Origin of the sequence: Rhizobium sp. S152, from assembly GCF_030380735.1 — a bacterium.
In the GTDB taxonomy this organism is placed as follows: Bacteria; Pseudomonadota; Alphaproteobacteria; order Rhizobiales; family Rhizobiaceae; genus Rhizobium.
Genome location: NZ_JAUDRZ010000005.1, coordinates 46,039 through 60,714 on the forward strand (window position 1 = coordinate 46,039; position 14,676 = coordinate 60,714).

Consider the following 14,676-nt stretch of genomic DNA (forward strand, 5'->3'; position numbering starts at 1 on the left):
GTCAGGCTCCTTGGGAGGACGAACGGGATGCGGACGGATAAAACCGCGTGACGCGGCCGGCGGCGACGTAAGCGTCGACGAGCTGCCTTTCGGCGGCGAAGGGATGCCACTCCCAGCCTTGATGGCCGAAGCCGGCAAGCGCGATCGGGGCATCGGGAAATCGGTTCATGACCTCGGATATCACGATCATGCCGCTGCTCGGCACGACGTAAGGCGCGGGATCGAATGCAGCCAGCGCCTGATCGACGCCTTCATGAATCACTTTGTCAACGACCACATGCGCCTTGCCAGCATCGTCGCAGAAGCTGTTGAATTGACTCGTGTAATCGTCGCAGAAATCATCGAGTTCGGGATGCGACAGGGCCAGCGGCGCACGCAAATCCGCGAACTTCTCCGGATCGCGCACGCTCCAGATTTCAGCGGCTTCGACGACGGCGGGATGCGCGCGCCACGCCTCAGAAGACAGCATCGCCTTGGCGGGACGGCCGGTATTGCAGACCGCAACGACATCCGTGCGGCCGGGGCTCGCCTCATAGGATCGGCATTCGTTGAAGCGAATGACGAAGCCGGCGGCGGCAACCGCGGTCGCTCCCTCCACACCGATCTCACCATTGCCGACGATCATGATGCTGTCTGCCACCTCAGTTGCTCATCGCGTCTTCGAGCGTCTTGAGCTCCTTGGTCCTGGCATCGGTCACGTTGGCGATGCAGCCGGCAACCAGCATTGGCTCCATCGTGCCGCCACGCGCCTGGAAGCCGGCCGCTTCGCACTGAGCGTCGCGATAGGCAATCCACGCGCGCTGCGCCGTAACCAGCGCCTTCTCGGCGCCCTTCATGTTGTCATCCTGATCGCTATCGACGGCGACCATGGCGGCACGGGTCTTCTTGTACTGGGCGTTGAGCGCCTTGTCGGCATCGTCCTGCCGCGCCCGCTCGCAGAGCGTCATGTCCGTCTGCGTGGTCGGGCTGGTGCAATCGAGATCCTCGGCACTGGCGCCACCGGCCGCCATCAGCACCAGCAAGCCAAAGCCTATCGGCATAAAGAAACGCATCATCTCCTCCCGAGACATGATCACAGCTTGCCCATCACCAGCTGGCGGAAGCCGTAGACTTCGCGCTTGCCGGATAGCGGGATCAGCGTCACCGAACGCGTCTGCCCCGGCTCGAAGCGCACGGCCGTGCCGGCGGGAATATCGAGCCGCATGCCATGCGCCTTCTCGCGATCGAAGGAGAGCCCGGCATTGGTTTCGCCGAAGTGATAGTGGCTGCCGACCTGCACCGGACGGTCGCCGGTATTCGACACCTCGATGGTGACGGTCGGCGCGCCGGCATTGAGTTCGATTTCGCCTGGTGCGGCAATGATTTCGCCTGGGATCATGATTTTCTCCTCACGCAGCCTTCACGGGCGCGCAGCCCTCGGCCTTCAGTACGCGTTTCGTCGATGCCGGGTTGTTGATGAGTTTTGCCGCTGGCCGGACCGGCCGCCGTACGAGCTCGCCGCCGCAGTTGGGGCAAACGCCTGACAGCACTGTCTCGGCGCAGGGAGCGCAATAAGTACACTCGAAGCTACACATCATTGCTTCCCGGCTCTCGGGCGGCAGATCCCGGTCGCAGCACTCGCAATTGGGGCGAAGTTCGAGCATGGCGACCTCAGCGGATCGGTTCGTGAACGGTCACAAGCTTCGTTCCGTCAGGGAACGTCGCTTCCACCTGCACGTCATGGATCATCTCGGCGATACCGTCCATCACCTGGTCGCGACCGATGACATGGGCGCCGGCTTCCATGAGCTCGGCCACCGGCCGGCCGTCACGCGCGCCCTCGACGACGTAGTCGGTAATGAGCGCGATCGCCTCGGGATAGTTGAGCTTGACGCCACGCTCCAGCCGCCGCCGCGCGACCATCGCCGCCATCGAAATCAACAGCTTGTCTTTTTCTCTCGGTGTGAGGTTCATCGTGCATCCATCTGCTTGAACTAGAGATTCCAGACTTTCGGCACAGGCGCGCCGTTGCGCAAGGCTGAAATGATCGGGATCAGGATTTTTCGAAGTGCGAAGCCATCCGACGCCGCCAGCCGAACGACGAGCTTGCCCGCCCAGCAGCTTGCGCCGCCCATATGACCGTCGAGCAACGGCCTGACCGCATTGAGATAGCCTTCCGCCTGCGGCCCGACATAAAGCAACGTCGCGAAGGCGACCTTGCCCGATAGCACCGCCTGCTCCCGCGTCAGCATCTGGACCTCGCCTGCGAGCCTCAGATCCTCGGCATGGCAGAGCCGGCCTTCTCTGCGGATGCGCCAGCGGTCGCGGAACAGACCTGAGACAACCGCCTCGCCCATCGCCTTGCGCCCGAGCAGGATCGCTTCCACGGCCAAAAACTCCGCGCCCTCGTCGAGATCGACGTCCAGCCGGCGATAGAGCGAGGAGCGGTCGAAGAGAATGGTTTCCTGCGGCAGCCAGTCGACGCGTGCATCGGCGCCGACCTGAATCTTGGTGGTGATCTCGGCGGTGCCGGCGGAAGCCTTGTAGATCTTCTCGCAGGCCTGCGTGGTCACGTCGATGCGTGTGCCGGGACCGGCCACAACGCTCCAGTCCATGCGGTCGCCGCCAGTGAGACCACCGGCCGTATTGATGATGACGGCCTCCATCGAGGCATCGAAGGTATCCGGCAGCCGGATCTTTGCCGCGCCCTCCTGATAGAGCTCACGGATGCGCGTACGCCCGCCCAGCGACTTCGCGGCCAGATGCCCGCGGCCTTCTGCCCTTTGCGGTCTCGTGGCTGCCGCGGCGTTCGTCATTCCATGCCCTTTTCATGCCGCCGGTTTGCCCGGCCGTTCTCATTCAATCTTGTAACCGATTGAAAGCAAGCAATTTCCATGCCGCGCGCTGGACGCGGCAATCGCGGCACAGGCCAGCCGGGCGCACTACGACCCCGTGCCTCTAAAAGCGGCGAATGCCGATCAGACGGTCAGATGCCGGCGTGCCTCTGATGTATCCAGCGTCTCCGCCAGCCCCTCATGCACGATCTCGCCGCGATCCATGATGTAGACGTAGTCGGCGAGTTCGCGGCAGAAATCGAGATACTGCTCGACCAGCAGGATCGCCATGCCGGTACTGTCCCGCAGATAGCGGATCGCCCGGCCGATATCCTTGATGATCGACGGCTGGATGCCCTCGGTCGGCTCGTCGAGAACAAGGATCTTCGGCCGCGTCACCATGGCCCGGCCGATCGCCAGCTGCTGCTGCTGCCCACCCGACAGATCGCCGCCGCGCCGCCCGAGCATGGTCTGCAGCACGGGAAACAGACTGAAGATATCGTCGGGGATGTTCTTGTCGCGGCGCGGAAGCGGCGCAAAGCCGGTCTCGAGGTTCTCCTTCACCGTCAGCAACGGAAAGATTTCGCGCCCCTGCGGAACGTAACCGATCCCCTGCTTTGCCCGCGCGTATGGCGCAAGCCCGTTGAGCTTGGTGTCATTGAACGTCACCGTACCCGCCGACAGCGGATGCTGGCCGGTGACGGCGCGCAGCAGCGAACTCTTGCCGACGCCGTTGCGGCCGAGCACGCAGGTGATCTTGCCCATCTCAGCCTTCAGCGAGATGCCGCGCAGCGCTTGCGCCGCGCCATAGTGGAGGTTTGCGTTTTCGACGGTCAGCATGGTGCCATCTCCTGGCGAATTGCGGATGGAAAGACCCCTCCCCAACCCCTCCCCACAAGGGGGAGGGACTGAGCTGCGGCCACGGCTTCAGCGTACATCCTCCCAGGAAGTATCGAGCGGGTCTGGCAGAAAGGGTTCGCCCTGGTTAAGCCCCTCCCCCTTGTGGGGAGGGGTTGGGGAGGGGTTTCGCCTGCAATAAAGAGCGCCAACATCCCTCACCGCCCCAGATAATTCTCGATCACCTTTGGATCGGAACTGACGAAATCGATCGACCCCTCGGCGAGCACCGAGCCCTCTGCCAGACACGTCACCTTGACCCCAAGATCGCGGATGAACCCCATGTCGTGCTCGACGACCACGACGGACCGCGTCTTGGCGATCTCCTTGAGCAGGATAGCCGTCTCAGCCGTCTCAGCATCGGTCATCCCGGCCACCGGCTCGTCGACCAGCAACAGCTTCGGCTCCTGCGCGAGCAGCATCCCGATCTCCAGCCATTGCTTCTGCCCGTGGCTGAGATTGGCGGCAAACTCATCCCGGCGATGCGTCAGCCGAACGGTCGCCAAAATCTCGTCGATGCGCGCGCGATCCTCCGCGGACAGTCGATAGAACAGCGTCGAAAACACCCCGCGCCGGCGGTTCAACGCCAGTTCGATATTGTCCCAGACCGTGTGGCTCTCGAACACCGTCGGCTTCTGGAACTTGCGGCCGATGCCGAGCTGGGCGATGTCTGCCTCGTCGAGCTTGGTGAGATCCGTCTGACCGTTGAAGAACACCTCGCCGCTATCCGGCCGGGTCTTGCCGGTGATGATGTCCATCATCGTCGTCTTGCCGGCGCCGTTCGGGCCGATGATGGCGCGAAGCTCCCCGGGCTCGATAACGATGGAGAGCGAATTCAGCGCCTTGAAGCCATCGAAGGAGACGGAGACGTTGTCGAGATAGAGAACGCTGTTGGGTTTGACGTCAGGGATCATGGCGCTCACTCCGCGGGCTGGATTTCTGCATCGACACCGTCTTCGCGCTTTGCGGGCGGCGTGTCGCTGGAGGATGGCTTGCGCTTGCCGATATATTGGCCGATCGTGCCGACGATGCCCTTGGGCAGGAACAGCGTTACCGCCACGAACAGGCCGCCAAGCGCGAAGAGCCAGAATTCGGGGAAGAGGCCGGTAAAGATCGTCTTGCCGCCGTTGACCATGATCGCGCCGATGATCGGCCCGATCAGCGTCGAGCGACCGCCGACCGCAGTCCAGATGACGACTTCGATCGAGTTGGCCGGCGCGAATTCGCCGGGATTGATGATGCCCACCTGCGGCACGTAGAGCGCGCCGGCAATCCCCGCCATCATCGCCGAGACAACGAAGGTGAAGAGCTTGAAATGCTCGACCCGGTAGCCGAGGAAGCGGGTGCGGCTTTCCGCGTCGCGCACGCCGACCAGCACCTTGCCGAACTTCGAGCGCACGATGGCCGACGCGATCAGCAGCGACAGCGCCAGAAAGATCGCGGTGGCGGCGAAGAGGGCGGCGCGGGTGCCGTCGGCCTGGATGTTGTAGCCGATGATGTCCTTGAAGTCGGTGAGGCCGTTATTGCCGCCGAAGCCCATGTCGTTGCGGAAGAAGGCGAGCAGCAGGGCGTAGGTCATCGCCTGGGTGATGATAGAGAGATAGACGCCGTTGACGCGGCTGCGGAAGGCGAACCAGCCGAACACGAAGGCGAGCAGCCCCGGCACGACGAGCACCATCAGCGCCGCGAACCAGAAATGATTGAAGCCATACCAGAACCACGGTAGCGCCTTGTAGTTCAGGAACACCATGAAGTCCGGAAGGATCGGGTCGCCGTAGCTGCCGCGCGTGCCGATCTGGCGCATCAGATACATGCCCATCGCATAGCCGCCGAGCGCGAAAAAGGCGCCGTGACCGAGCGAGAGAATGCCGCAGAAACCCCAGACGAGATCGAGCGCCAGCGCCAGAAGTGCATAGGTCAGATATTTGCCGAACAGCGACATGATGTAGGTCGGGATGTGCAGCGGGCTTGTCACAGGCGTCATCAGGTTCAGGACCGGCACCAACACGGCGAGCGCCAGCAGGATGACGAGTGCGACGACGATCTTGCGATCGAGAGACCGGAGAAGGAAGGCCGTAATCATGCTTCCACCGCCCTTCCTTTGAGTGCGAAGAGCCCACGCGGCCGCTTCTGGATAAAGAGAATGATGAGGACGAGCACCAGGATCTTGCCGAGCACCGCCCCCGCGAAGGGCTCGAGGAACTTGTTGACGACGCCGAGCGATAGCGCGCCGACAAGCGTCCCCCACAGATTGCCAACGCCGCCGAACACCACGACCATGAAGCTGTCGATGATGTAGCTCTGGCCGAGATTGGGCGAGACGTTATCGATCTGCGAAAGCGCCACGCCCGCCATGCCGGCGATGCCGGAGCCGAGCGCGAAGGTGAAGGCATCGACCCAGCCGGTGCGAATACCCATCGACGAGGCCATGCGGCGGTTCTGTGTGACCGCGCGCATCTGCAGGCCGAAGGCAGAACGCTTCAGCAGCATCAGCAGCGTGACGAACACCGCCATCGAGAAGACGATGATCCACAGACGGTTCCAGGTGATCGACAGGCCGCCGAGCTCGAAGGCGCCCGACATCCAGCTCGGATTGCGCACCTCGCGGTTGGTCGGCCCGAAGATCGACCGCACCGCCTGCTGCAGGATGAGCGACACGCCCCAGGTGGCAAGCAGCGTTTCCAGCGGTCGGCCGTAAAGGTAGCGGATGACGACGCGCTCGATGACGAGCCCGACGAAACCGGTGAAGATGAAGGCGGCCGGAACGGCAAAGGCCAGCGAATAGACTTCGAGGCCCGGGAAAGTCGAGGCGATATATTGCTGCACGACATAGGTCGTGTAGGCGCCGATCATCACCATCTCGCCATGCGCCATGTTGATGACGCCCATGACCCCGAAGGTGATGGCAAGGCCGATGGCGGCGAGCAGCAGCACCGAGCCGAGCGACAGCCCGTACCAGACATTCTGCACCACGTCCCAGAGCGCCAGACTGCGGTTGATGCCGTTGATATGCGTCTGGATCTCGCCCTTGAGTTCTTCGGGCGCGGTCGCCATCGCCGTCGTCAGGATCGTCAGCGCATTGCGGCCGCCGCGCGCGGCGATGGTGTCGATGGCCGACTTTTTGTCCTCGGCGCCGACATCGCTTTTCAGCATCATCACGGCGCGCGCCGCTTCCATCGTGTCCTTGATTTCACCGTCTTTCTCGGCGGCGAGCGCGGAGTTCAGTAGCTCGAGATTATCAGGATCGGCATCGCGCAGCAGCCCTTGCGCGGCGGCGAGACGCGCCCCGCGATCGGGAGAGAGCAGCGTCAGCTGGCTCATCGCAGAGCCGATGACTCCGCGCAGCGAATTGTTGATCCTCACCTTCGACATGTAGTCGGGGTCGATATCGGCCACCGCCTCGCCCGAGATCGGATCGGAGAAGGTCGGCTCGTCCTCGGTGCCGCCCTGGAGCAGCACCGGGCCGCCGGTTTCGGAATTGACGTAGAGTTGGCCGTCGCTGAGCTGCTGCAGGATCTGACTGACATGGGGATCGCCGGATGCGACCAGCGCCTTGATGGCGGCTTCGCGTTCCGGGAAGTCGCCGACCCCGAGCGCATCGACGAGCGCGTGGATGTCTTCCTGCGCCTTGAGCACGGTCGCGAGGACAGGCAGAGCCAGGCAAATCGTCAGGAGAAGGATCTTGAGGGCGCGATACATCGGCGTCTTGCCTCGGTTATCGTTGGCCTTCCGGCACAATCGGGAAAGGGTGAACCTTATGTCGGCGTCGGTCCAAAACGCGGACCGGCTGCCGTCCGAAGCATCAAGGCCGCACTTCGGAGAGAGAACTTCCGCCCGGACAGGAGGGCCGGACGGAAGCTGTTTTCAGGCTTCAGAGCGAAGGGTGTACACTCAGGAGCCCTTGCCGCCGCACTTGCCCGTTGCGACATTGAAGTTGCCGCAGTTCATGGGCTTGCGCCAATCGGAGATCAGGTCCTTGGAGTCGGGCAGGTAGTCAGACCATTCGTCGCCGACGACAGCAGGGGTCTGCTGGACGATTTCGAACTGGCCGTTCGCCTGGATTTCACCGATCAGGACCGGCTTGGTGATGTGGTGGTTCGGCATGACGGTGGCGTAGCCGCCCGATAGGTTCGGAACCGTGGTGCCGATGATCGAGTCGAGCACCTTGTCGGTGTCGGTCGTGCCGGCGGCCTGTACGGCCTTAACCCATGCGTTGAAGCCGATATAGGCGGCTTCCATCGGGTCGTTGGTCACGCGCTTGTCGTTCTTGGTGTAGGCATGCCATTCCTTGATGAACTTCTTGTTGGCCGGGCTTTCGACCGACTCGAAGTAGTTCCAGGCAGCCAGGTGGCCGACGAGCGGCTTGGTGTCGAGACCGGCAAGCTCTTCTTCGCCGACAGAGAAGGCGACGACAGGAATGTCGGTTGCCTTGACGCCCTGGTTGCCGAGTTCCTTGTAGAACGGAACGTTGGCGTCGCCGTTGATGGTGGAGACGACGGCGGTCTTCTTGCCGGCGCCGCCGAATTCCTTGATCTTGGAGACTTCCGTCTGCCAGTCGGAGAAGCCGAACGGCGTGTAGTTGACGATGATGTCTTCCTTCGGAATGCCCTTCGAGATCAGGTAGGCTTCCAGGATCTTGTTGGTGGTGCGCGGATAGACGTAGTCGGTGCCTTCGAGAACGAAGCGCTTAACGCCTTCCTTCTCCATCAGGTAGTCGACCGCCGGGATCGCCTGCTGGTTCGGCGCGGCACCCGTGTAGAAGATGTTGCGCGAGGATTCTTCGCCTTCATACTGAACCGGGTAGAACAGGATGGAGTTGAGCTCTTCGAAAACCGGCAGGACCGACTTGCGCGAGGACGACGTCCAGCAACCGAAGACGGCAGCGACCTTGTCCTTTTCGATCAGCTCGCGTGCCTTTTCGGCAAACAGCGGCCAGTCGGAAGCCGGATCGACGACGACGGCTTCGAGCTTCTTGCCGAGAAGGCCGCCCTTCTTGTTCTGCTCGTCGATGAGCATCAGCATGGCGTCTTTCAGCGTCGTTTCGGAGATCGCCATCGTGCCGGACAGCGAATGCAGAACGCCGACCTTGATGGTGTCGTCAGCCGCAACGGCTCCATGGAATGCGGCCGAAGCCGACATGACGGCGCCGAGCACGGCACCTGAAACATATGATCTCAGATTCATCTGGTTGATCCCCTCTCTTTTGTTCGGCAACAGGCCGAAACGGCGATTAACTGTTGCTTAAGGGACTATCCGGTGCTGCACTGCGAAAGCGTATACGTAGAATGACGTAGTAGATGGGGCGAAATGTGCAGTTTTGCGTTGCGCTGCACCTTAAGCCTTGCGGCGTTCCATGTTACGAACTGATGACAAGGGGAACGAAGGGGCCGATCACGGGTATGGCAGCGCGGCAACGCATTATTCCGGTCAGGCGCGAGTACAATCGCTGGGTCGCCAACCAGACGCTGGAAGACTATGCGCTTCGCTTTACCGCCAAGAGCGCGCGGCAATTCTCCTCGCAGCGTATCTCGCAGACCGCAATCGGCGCTATCTCCTTCCTAGCGCTGGAAGCGATCGGCGGCGCCATCACGCTCTCCTACGGCACCACCAACGCCTTCTACGCCATCATCGTCGCCTCGATCGCCATGCTCGCCATCGGCTTGCCGATCAGCCGCTACGCGATCCGCCATGGCGTCGATATCGACCTTCTGACCCGCGGCGCCAGCTTCGGCTATATCGGCTCGACCATCACCTCGCTGATCTACGCCAGCTTCACCTTCATGCTGTTTGCCATCGAGGCGTCGATCATGTCCGGCGCGCTGGAGCTGACGCTCGGCATACCGCTCTGGATCGGCTATATCATCAGCGCCGTCATGGTGATCCCGCTCGTCACCCACGGCGTCCGCCTCATCAGCCGTTTCCAGCTCCTGACGCAGCCCTTCTGGATCGTCCTCAACATCCTGCCCTTCCTCTTCATCGCCGTGATGGACTGGGAGAAGTTCGATCTCTGGCGCGCTTTCTCAGGCATCCGCCATGCCTCCGGCCCTCCGGGCACCATCGCCCCCTTCGATCTCGTCGAGTTTGGCGCAGCGTCCGCCGTCATCCTGGCGCTGATGTCGCAGATCGGCGAGCAGGCCGACTTCCTGCGCTTTCTACCTCCGGAAAAACAGACGAAATGGCGCCACCGCCTCGCCGTCTTCCTCGCCGGTCCCGGCTGGGTGATCATCGGCGCACCGAAGCTGCTCGCCGGTTCCTTCCTCGTCGTGCTCACCTTCGCGTCAGGCGTCCCCGCCGACCGCGCCGCCGATCCGGCGCAGATGTATCTGACCGCATTCGGCTACATGATCCCCTGGCACAATGCCGCCCTGCTCCTGATGGCCGCCTTCGTCATGGTCTCGCAGCTGAAGATCAACGTGATGAACGCCTATGCCGGGTCGCTGGCCTGGTCGAACTTCTTCTCCCGCCTCACCCATAGCCACCCCGGCCGCGTCATCTGGCTGGTATTCAACGTGGCGATCGCGCTGCTCCTGATGGAGCTCGGCATCTATAGGCTGCTTGAGGAAACGCTCGGCATCTTCTCGATCATCGCCATGGCCTGGCTCTGCACCATCTCGGCCGATCTCTTCATCAACAAGCCGCTCGGCCTTGCCCCTCCCGGCATCGAGTTCAAGCGCGCCCATCTCTACGACATCAACCCCGTGGGCCTCGGCGCCATGACGCTGTCGGCGACCATCGCGCTCATCGCCCACTTCGGCGTCTTCGGCGACATCGCCGCCTCGCTCGCCCCCTATATCACCCTGATCGTCGCCCTCATCGCCTCGCCCGCGATCGCATGGGCCACGAAGGGCAAGTTCTACCTCGCCCGCAAGCCGCGCCAGAGCTGGAAGAACCTCACCAACATCACCTGCTCGGTCTGCGAACACCCTTTCGAGCCGGAGGACATGGCCTGGTGTCCGGCCTATGCGGCGCCGATCTGCTCGCTCTGCTGTTCGCTCGACAGCCGCTGCCACGACATGTGCAAGCCCAATGCGCACCTGAACGCGCAGGTCGGCTATGTCGCCAGGGCCGTCCTGCCCGAGACCATCGTGCAGAAGCTCACCACCCGCCTCGGCCGCTACGGCATCGCCGTCGTGCTGGCGCTGACGGCCGTCGGCGCCATCCTGGCGATGATCGCGCATCAGGTTTCCTCGGCATCGCCAGCCACCGCCGAGGTCGTCAACGGCACGATCCTCATCGTCTTCTTCGTCTTCGCCGTCATCGCCGGCGTCGTCTGCTGGTTCTATGTGCTGGCCCATGACAGCCGCGTCGTGGCGGAAGAGGAATCCTCGCGCCAGAATACTTTGCTCCTCAAGGAAATCGCCGCCCACAAGAAGACCGACGCCGCCCTGCAGGCCGCCAAGGAAACCGCCGAGGCCGCGAACCGCGCGAAGAGCCGCTATGTCGTCGGCCTCAGCCACGAACTGCGCACACCGCTCAACGCCGTGCTCGGCTATGCCCAGATCCTCGAGCGCGACGAAACCATCCCGACGCCGCGCCAGTCCTCGATCAAGGTCATCCGCCGCTCGGCCGAGCATCTCTCCGGTCTGATCGATGGCCTCTTGGATATCTCGAAGATCGAGGCCGGCCGCCTGCAGGTCTATTCCAACGAGATCAACATCCAGGATTTCCTCGACCAGATCGTCGACATGTTCCGGCCGCAGGCGCTGGCCAAGGGATTGACCTTCCAGCACCAGCGCGCGCCTGCCCTACCCCAGTTCGTCCGCACCGACGAGAAACGCCTGCGCCAGATCCTGGTCAACCTCTTGTCCAATGCCATCAAGTTCACCGACGAGGGCACCGTCACCTTCGACGTCGGCTACCGCAGCCAGGTCGCCACCTTCACAGTAACGGACACCGGCCGCGGCATCGCCGAGAAGGATCTCAGCCGCATCTACGAGCCGTTCCAGCGCGGCGAGGCCGACAGCATCCGTCCCATGCCCGGCCTCGGCCTTGGCCTGACCATCACCCAGCTGCTCACCAACACGCTCGGCGGCGAAATCGCGGTATCAAGCGAGAAGGACAAGGGTTCGACCTTCAGGGTCCGCCTCATGCTCTCTGCCGTGCTGCGCGAGATGACCGTCCCGCCGCAGGAAAAGAAGATCGTCAGCTACGACGGCCCGCGCCGCACCATCGTCGTGGTCGACGACAACGAGGACCACCGCGAGATGATGCGCGAGATCCTCGTACCGCTCGATTTCGTGGTGCTGACGGCGGCTAGCGGCACCGATTGCCTGACGCTGATCGAGGGCATCCAGCCCGATCTCTTCCTTGTCGACATCCTGATGCCGGGGATGAACGGCTGGCAGCTCGTATCGAGGCTGCGCGAGGCCGGCCAGACCGCGCCGATCGTCATGCTGTCGGCCAACATCGGCGACGCCGCCGCCCATGGCGACAGCGACGACAGCCACAATGACGCGATCGGCAAGCCGGTCGACATCCGCCGCCTGCGCGACAAACTCGCGCTGCACCTCGGCCTGAAATGGCTCTACGCCGAAGCGGCTCCCGCGACGCCCAAGAAGACCGAGCAGATCCTGCAAAGCCCGGGCGATGCGCATGTGCAGGAACTGCTGCGTCTCGGCGAGATCGGCTATATCAGGGGCATCGAAGCCAAGCTCGCCGACCTTGCCAAGGTGGAGGCAAATCAGCCATTTACCGAGGAACTTCGATCCTATGTCGCCGCCTTCGATCTCAACGGCTTCATGACCTTCCTGAAGCGCTTCGACGAAAAGGTGGAACACATTGGCTGAACTCCCGCGCGACATCGTTCTCCTGGTCGACGACTCGCCTGAGGCGCTCGGCTTTCTCACCGACGCGCTGGAGCAATCCGGCTTCTCCGTGCTGATCGCCACTTCGGGCTCCGCCGCACTCAACATCGTCGAGCGCATCACCCCCGACCTGATCCTGCTCGACGCCGTCATGCCGACGATGGACGGCTTCGAGACCTGCCGACGGCTGAAGGCGAACCCGGCAATCAGCCAGATCCCGGTTATCTTCATGACCGGCCTGACCGAGACCGAACACGTTGTCCACGCGCTCGGCTCGGGCGGCGTCGACTATCTCACCAAGCCGATCAACATCGACGAACTCCGCGCCCGCATCGGCGTGCACCTGAGAAACGCCCGCTCCGCCCAGAGCGCCCGCGTGGCGCTCGACGCCGCCGGCCGTCATCTTCTGGCGGTCAAGGGCGATGGCAACGTCCACTGGTCCACCCCGCAGGCCACCCGCCTCGTCAACGCCGCCATGGGCAGCGACGACGGCATGGACACGGTGATCGCGACCATCGCCGCATGGATGGAAAACCGTGCCACGGCGACCCGCGACGCGACCATCCCGGTCGCCCATGGCGGCCAGGATGTCCTGCAACTCGCCTTCCTTGGCACCATCGGCCCGGACGAATATCTCTTCCGCCTAACCGCCAGCCAGCGCGCTGACGACCAGGTTCTGCGCCAGCGCTTCGCTCTGACGCATCGCGAATCCGAAGTGCTGCTGTGGATCGCGAAGGGCAAGGCCAACCGCGACATCGGCGAAATCCTCGGCCTGTCGGCGCGCACGGTGAACAAGCACCTGGAACAGATTTACGTGAAGCTCGGCGTCGAAAACCGCGCCTCCGCCGCCGTCAAGGCGGCGCATGTGCTGCACGAGACCTGAGCCAGTCAACAGGATTTCTTAAAGCCTGTTCGCTTAAAGCTGAGAAAACCCGAAAGGGATCGCGGCTGCAACGGATTGGTGGCGGGTCATGAAGGAACGGCTTTACTATGTGGATCGACTGCGGATTTCCGCTTTCGCGATCCTGATCCTCTACCATTCATCGGCGGCGTTCTTCACCGACATGGGCTGGCTGATCCATAGCGAGCGTACCAGCCCGGCACTGTCGCTGATCATGGAATTTCCCCGCGCCTGGCGGCTGGCGCTGCTGTTCTTCGTCTCCGGCATGGGTGCGGCCTTCTCCTTCCGCTCGGATTCCAGCCTCGCCTTCCTGCGCAAGCGCACCATCCGCCTGCTCGTGCCCCTCCTCTTCGCCATGGCCGTACTGGTCGTACCGCAGGTCTGGTACGAGCGGATGTACGAGAACGGCTATGACGGCTCGCTGCTGACATTCTGGCTGACGCGCTATTTCACCGAGGGGCGCTATCCCACCGGCAACTTCACCTGGGCCCATATGTGGTTCGTCGCCTATCTGCTTGTGATGTCGGTGATCTGCTACCCGATCTTTCTCTATCTCAGCCGGCCGGGCAACCCGATCATGGCCTGGTTCGAGCGCGTCGCGAAGACTGGAATGATCTACCTGTTCTTTCTGCTGCCGCTGCTGCTCAATCTCGCCTTGACGCCCTTCTATCCCAAGGAAACCAATGCGCTCTACAATGACGGCGCATGGTTCGCGGTCTGGTCAAGCTGGTTCGGCCTCGGCTTCCTCGTCGCCCGCAACCACCGAAGCCTGATCGAGCCGATCATCGCCAAGCGCTATCTGAGCGCCGCCATCGCCCTTGCGGTTACCGTGCTGCTCTACCTCTTCGCCTGGCTGGTGCCGGCCGAAGAGGCGTTCGGCAGCTACGCCAATGAAACGCCGCTCTTCAAGGCCGCGATCTTCCTGCTCGCCTGGTCGATGATCCTGACGCTGATCGGCTTCGCCGGCCGCCACTTCAACCAGCCGGACCCGCGCGTGGTGACTGTCAACCGACTGGTCTTCCCGCTCTACATCATCCACCAGACGGTGATCGTCGGCGCGCTCTATTACGTTCTGCCGCTCGGGCTGGAAGCAATGCCGAGCTTTATCATCGTCGCCGCCGCGACCTTCGTCCTCTCCGTGCTGTTCGCCGTCGCCGTGGACCGCATCCCTGGGCGCGCTCGGCTTCTCTTCGGTCTCGAGGCAAGGCCGCGCGGCGCATCGGACGAGCGCAAAGTCGTCGGCGCGCAACGATAGACGGGA

13 protein-coding genes and 1 pseudogene are annotated in these 14,676 nt (G+C 62.9%); 3 read left to right on the forward strand and 11 right to left on the reverse strand.

What is annotated here, in order from left to right; genetic code table 11:
- Position 1 precedes the first annotated feature (1 nt).
- From QTL95_RS09010 to urtA, 11 genes and pseudogenes are all read right to left on the reverse strand, one after another.
- Entirely contained in the window at positions 2–625 is a 624-nt protein-coding gene (locus QTL95_RS09010) for a Urease operon accessory protein (RefSeq protein WP_289719705.1), read from the reverse strand.
- Between the two features lie 16 nt (positions 626–641).
- Positions 642–1,052, reverse strand: coding sequence for a lysozyme inhibitor LprI family protein (locus tag QTL95_RS09015; RefSeq protein ID WP_289719649.1), 411 nt, complete (start codon positions 1,050–1,052; stop codon positions 642–644).
- Between the two features lie 20 nt (positions 1,053–1,072).
- A complete protein-coding gene (locus QTL95_RS09020) occupies positions 1,073–1,378 on the reverse strand; it encodes an urease subunit beta (RefSeq protein WP_047514525.1) in 306 nt (101 codons plus the stop codon).
- 10 nt (positions 1,379–1,388) lie between these two features.
- Positions 1,389–1,643, reverse strand: coding sequence for a DUF1272 domain-containing protein (locus QTL95_RS09025; RefSeq protein ID WP_289719650.1), 255 nt, complete (start codon positions 1,641–1,643; stop codon positions 1,389–1,391).
- A 7-nt stretch (positions 1,644–1,650) separates the two neighbouring features.
- Positions 1,651–1,953 carry an urease subunit gamma gene (locus tag QTL95_RS09030; protein WP_018897100.1) on the reverse strand — a complete coding sequence of 101 codons (303 nt, stop codon included), beginning with the start codon at positions 1,951–1,953 and terminating at the stop codon, positions 1,651–1,653.
- 20 nt (positions 1,954–1,973) lie between these two features.
- Positions 1,974–2,795: an urease accessory protein UreD gene (locus QTL95_RS09035; protein ID WP_289719651.1), complete on the reverse strand. Its 822-nt coding sequence runs from the start codon at positions 2,793–2,795 to the stop codon at positions 1,974–1,976.
- Positions 2,796–2,957: 162 nt separating this feature from the next.
- Positions 2,958–3,653 (reverse strand): urea ABC transporter ATP-binding subunit UrtE, encoded by a 696-nt coding sequence (urtE, locus tag QTL95_RS09040; protein WP_289719652.1) that lies wholly within the window; start codon positions 3,651–3,653, stop codon positions 2,958–2,960.
- Positions 3,654–3,868: 215 nt separating this feature from the next.
- The gene (gene urtD, locus QTL95_RS09045; RefSeq protein ID WP_289719653.1) at positions 3,869–4,624 is read right to left on the reverse strand and encodes an urea ABC transporter ATP-binding protein UrtD; all 756 of its coding nucleotides are present in this window, start codon (positions 4,622–4,624) and stop codon (positions 3,869–3,871) included.
- Between the two features lie 97 nt (positions 4,625–4,721).
- A pseudogene (gene urtC, locus QTL95_RS09050) lies at positions 4,722–5,793 on the reverse strand (urea ABC transporter permease subunit UrtC); the annotation flags it as partial.
- Positions 5,790–7,409 (reverse strand): urea ABC transporter permease subunit UrtB, encoded by a 1,620-nt coding sequence (gene urtB / locus QTL95_RS09055; RefSeq protein WP_289719655.1) that lies wholly within the window; start codon positions 7,407–7,409, stop codon positions 5,790–5,792. The pseudogene urtC and the gene urtB, both read right to left, overlap by 4 nt.
- A gap of 192 nt (positions 7,410–7,601) precedes the next feature.
- Positions 7,602–8,894 (reverse strand): urea ABC transporter substrate-binding protein, encoded by a 1,293-nt coding sequence (gene urtA / locus QTL95_RS09060; RefSeq protein WP_289719656.1) that lies wholly within the window; start codon positions 8,892–8,894, stop codon positions 7,602–7,604.
- Between the two features lie 215 nt (positions 8,895–9,109).
- On the opposite strand from urtA, the gene QTL95_RS09065 reads away from it, so the two are divergent.
- The 3 genes from QTL95_RS09065 (at position 9,110) to QTL95_RS09075 (ending at position 14,670) form a co-directional block, all read left to right on the forward strand.
- On the forward strand, positions 9,110–12,496 hold the full coding sequence (locus QTL95_RS09065) for a hybrid sensor histidine kinase/response regulator (RefSeq protein ID WP_289719658.1): 3,387 nt from the start codon (positions 9,110–9,112) through the stop codon (positions 12,494–12,496).
- Positions 12,489–13,397 (forward strand): response regulator transcription factor, encoded by a 909-nt coding sequence (locus QTL95_RS09070; RefSeq protein WP_289719659.1) that lies wholly within the window; start codon positions 12,489–12,491, stop codon positions 13,395–13,397. Before QTL95_RS09065 ends, QTL95_RS09070 begins: the two co-directional genes overlap by 8 nt.
- Positions 13,398–13,485: 88 nt before the next feature.
- Positions 13,486–14,670, forward strand: a complete 1,185-nt coding sequence (locus tag QTL95_RS09075; protein WP_289719660.1) for an acyltransferase family protein — start codon at positions 13,486–13,488, stop codon at positions 14,668–14,670.
- Positions 14,671–14,676: the final 6 nt, after the last annotated feature.